Here is a 3,510-nt window from a genome sequence, read left to right on the forward strand (position 1 = left end):
TTTATTCGGGGGGGCGGGGGGGCCGCCCTCCATCCCCCGCCCCCCGCCCCCCCCCCCGCGCCGCCGCCCGCAGTATCGGGGCATGCTGTGGTCCGACCCGGAGAACAACCCGCCCAAGGACATGCGGGACATGCAGGCGAAGATGCGCCGTGCGGGGCTCGTCCTCGCCCTGGCGATGGTCGTCGCCATGTTCGTCCTGGGCATGCACTGAGGTCGCGTCTCGCTAACCTGACGGCATGAGTGATCAGCCCCGAGGGCCCCGCCGTCTCGTCCTCGCGTCCAAGTCCCCCGCCCGGCTCGGCCTGCTCCGCCAGGCCGGCCTCGCCCCCGAGGTGGTCGTCAGCGGGGTCGACGAGGACGCCGTCTCCGCACCGACCCCCGCCGAGCTCGCCCTGGCCCTCGCCGAGGCCAAGGCCTCGGTCGTCTCCGCGCGCCCGGACGTGAAGGGCGCCATCGTCATCGGCTGCGACTCCGTCCTCGAACTGGACGGAGAGGCCCTCGGCAAGCCCGCGGACGCCGAGGAGGCCACCGCGCGCTGGAAGTCCATGCGCGGCCGCGCGGGCGTCCTGCAGACCGGCCACAGCGTGTACGACACGGTCTCGGGCCGCCACGTGTCGGCGGTCGCCTCGACCGTGGTCCGCTTCGGTGACCCCTCGGACGCGGAGATCGCCGCGTACGTGGCGAGCGGCGAACCGCTGCACGTGGCGGGCGCGTTCACGCTGGACGGCCGCTCGGCGCCGTTCATCGACGGCATCGACGGCGACCACGGCAACGTGATCGGCCTCTCGCTGCCCCTGCTCCGCCGTCTGCTCGCCGAACTTGGCGTCGGCATCACGGAGTTGTGGGACGCCTAGGAGAGGCGCTCAGGCGGGCTGCGGGGCGCCGTTCTCGGGCGTCCCGTTGCCCGCCGCGGCCTTGCCGTCCCGCGGCGCGTCCGCCTCGTCCTGCGCCTTCTTGTCGTATGCCACCAGCGTCAGGACGATCAGGCCGAGCACGACCATCATGAAGACGAACGCGGGCCAGCCCACCAGGCCGACCGAGAACGCGCCGAGCATTCCGTGCACGACGGCGGCGCTGATCAGGAGCAGCCGCCCGAAGCGGCCCGGCGCGCGGTCGCCGATCGCGGACCGCAGCAGGACGACACCGCAGAGCGCGAGGTACAGGCCGAAGAGGCCGCCCGCGATCCAGGTCGACATGGTCATCGCCCGCGGGTCGAGGCCCGCGAGGGACATGTCCTGCTTGTCCACGACGAGCCCGAGGAACCAGTTGAGGAGTGCGATGCCGACCGCCTCCGCAAAGAGCACGATCGCGCCCACCCAGGCCACCGGTCTACGCGCCACGGCGCCCACCCTCTTCCGCTGTTACCCCTAGTACGTGCAAGACATCGCGAACGCTACTAACGGGTAAACCGGGGGACAAGGGCTCTGCCGAAGGCAAAGAATCATTGGGCCATTCGTAGGGACTCCACAAAGATTGCCGCTCCGCCGCAGGGCGCTCTCACAGAGACCTAGACCACATCCGAAGGCTACGCTGCCGGGGAGGGACCCTGCGTACCGTGGTACGACAAGGGATTTCGCGGGCCTAGCCAACCTCGAGTGACACTCCGTGTGGGCAAGCTCACCATTGGGGACGGGTCGTAAGCCCGTGTCGGCAGTCCCTAAACTCGGCTTGTTTCAAGGAGGGAGCCATCGTGCGCAAGGTGCTCATCGCCAACCGTGGCGAAATCGCTGTCCGCGTTGCTCGGGCATGCCGGGATGCAGGGATCGCGAGCGTAGCCGTCTACGCAGATCCTGACCGGGACGCTCTGCATGTACGTGCGGCAGATGAGGCGTTCGCCCTGGGCGGTGACACTCCGGCCACCAGCTACCTGGACATTTCCAAGGTGCTGGCCGCGGCCAAGGACGCGGGGGCGGACGCGGTCCACCCCGGCTATGGCTTCCTGTCGGAGAACGCCGACTTCGCGCAGGCCGTGCTCGACGCGGGCCTGATCTGGATCGGTCCGCCGCCGCAGGCCATCCGTGACCTGGGTGACAAGGTCGCCGCCCGGCACATCGCGCAGCGCGCGGGTGCCCCGCTGGTGGCCGGTACGCCCGACCCGGTGTCCGGCGCCGACGAGGTCGTCGCCTTCGCCGAGGCACACGGCCTGCCCATCGCGATCAAGGCCGCCTTCGGCGGCGGCGGGCGCGGCCTGAAGGTCGCCCGCACGCTCGAGGAAGTCCCCGAGCTGTACGACTCCGCGGTGCGCGAGGCCGTGGCCGCCTTCGGCCGCGGCGAGTGCTTCGTGGAGCGCTACCTGGACAAGCCGCGGCACGTGGAGACCCAGTGCCTGGCCGACAAGCACGGCAACGTGGTCGTCGTGTCCACCCGTGACTGCTCGCTGCAGCGCCGCCACCAGAAGCTCGTCGAGGAGGCGCCCGCGCCGTTCCTGAGCGAGGCGCAGAACGCCGAGCTGTACGCGGCGTCGAAGGCGATCCTCAAGGAAGCCGGGTACGTGGGCGCCGGCACCGTCGAGTTCCTCGTCGGCGTCGACGGCACGATCTCCTTCCTGGAGGTCAACACCCGTCTGCAGGTGGAGCACCCGGTCACCGAAGAGGTCACCGGCATCGACCTGGTCCGCGAGATGTTCCGCATCGCCGACGGCGAGGAACTGGGCTACGGCGACCCGCAACTGCGCGGCCACTCCTTCGAGTTCCGCATCAACGGCGAGGACCCGGGCCGGGGCTTCCTGCCCGCGCCCGGCACCGTCACGACCTTCGCGCCGCCGTCGGGTCCGGGCGTGCGCCTGGACGCGGGCGTGGAGTCCGGCTCGGTGATCGGCCCGGCCTGGGACTCGCTCCTGGCCAAGCTGGTCGTCACCGGCGCGACGCGTCAGCAGGCCCTGCAGCGGGCCGCCCGCGCCCTCGCGGAGTTCAACGTGGAGGGCATGGCCACGGCCATCCCGTTCCACCGCGCGGTGGTCGTGGACCCGGCGTTCGCCCCCGAACTGACCGGCTCCGGCGACCCGTTCACGGTCCACACCCGCTGGATCGAGACCGAGTTCGTCAATGAGATCCCGGCGTTCGCGGCTCCCGCGGACACCGAGACGGACGAGGAGCCGGGCCGCGAGACGGTCGTCGTCGAGGTCGGCGGCAAGCGCCTCGAGGTCTCTCTGCCGTCCTCCCTGGGCATGACCATCGCCCGCACCGCGGCGGCGGGCGGCGCCCGCCCCAAGCGGCGCGCGGCGAAGAAGTCGGGCCCTGCGGCATCCGGCGACACCCTCGCCTCTCCGATGCAGGGCACGATCGTCAAGATCGCCGTCGAGGAGGGCCAGGAGGTCCAGGAGGGCGACCTCGTCGTGGTCCTTGAGGCCATGAAGATGGAGCAGCCCCTCAACGCCCACCGCTCCGGCACGATCAAGGGCCTCACCGCGGAGGTCGGCGCGAGCCTTACTTCCGGTGCGGTTATTTGCGAGATCAAGGACTGATCCCGTAGAGCAAGCCTCATGCGTCGGCCGGGCTGGACATTCCAGCC

General features: G+C 70.8%; 4 protein-coding genes. 3 read left to right on the plus strand and 1 reads right to left on the minus strand.

Annotated features, from left to right (window positions below; translation table 11 throughout):
• Positions 1–82 precede the first annotated feature (82 nt).
• Together mmpB and ACFWY6_RS19145 are read left to right on the plus strand one after the other, a co-directional pair.
• The gene (gene mmpB / locus ACFWY6_RS19140) at positions 83–211 is read left to right on the plus strand and encodes a morphogenic membrane protein MmpB (protein ID WP_360777023.1); all 129 of its coding nucleotides are present in this window, start codon (positions 83–85) and stop codon (positions 209–211) included.
• A 25-nt stretch (positions 212–236) separates the two neighbouring features.
• A complete protein-coding gene (locus tag ACFWY6_RS19145) occupies positions 237–854 on the plus strand; it encodes a nucleoside triphosphate pyrophosphatase (RefSeq protein WP_361827154.1) in 618 nt (205 codons plus the stop codon).
• A 9-nt stretch (positions 855–863) separates the two neighbouring features.
• Here the strand turns inward: ACFWY6_RS19145 and ACFWY6_RS19150 are convergent, their stop codons facing one another.
• Positions 864–1,340 carry a hypothetical protein gene (locus ACFWY6_RS19150; protein ID WP_384691595.1) on the minus strand — a complete coding sequence of 159 codons (477 nt, stop codon included), beginning with the start codon at positions 1,338–1,340 and terminating at the stop codon, positions 864–866.
• 350 nt (positions 1,341–1,690) lie between these two features.
• On the opposite strand from ACFWY6_RS19150, the gene ACFWY6_RS19155 reads away from it, so the two are divergent.
• Positions 1,691–3,463 (plus strand): acetyl/propionyl/methylcrotonyl-CoA carboxylase subunit alpha, encoded by a 1,773-nt coding sequence (locus ACFWY6_RS19155; RefSeq protein ID WP_384691597.1) that lies wholly within the window; start codon positions 1,691–1,693, stop codon positions 3,461–3,463.
• Positions 3,464–3,510: the final 47 nt, after the last annotated feature.

The organism is Streptomyces sp. NPDC059037 (assembly GCF_042740015.1).
Classification (GTDB): Bacteria; Actinomycetota; Actinomycetes; order Streptomycetales; family Streptomycetaceae; genus Streptomyces.

What these genes read in the sequence shown, in the direction of transcription:
- mmpB (WP_360777023.1), top strand. Translation starts at nt 83, where the DNA reads ATGCTGTGGTCCGACCCGGAGAACAACCCGCCCAAGGACATGCGGGAC.
- ACFWY6_RS19145 (WP_361827154.1), top strand. Translation starts at nt 237, where the DNA reads ATGAGTGATCAGCCCCGAGGGCCCCGCCGTCTCGTCCTCGCGTCCAAG.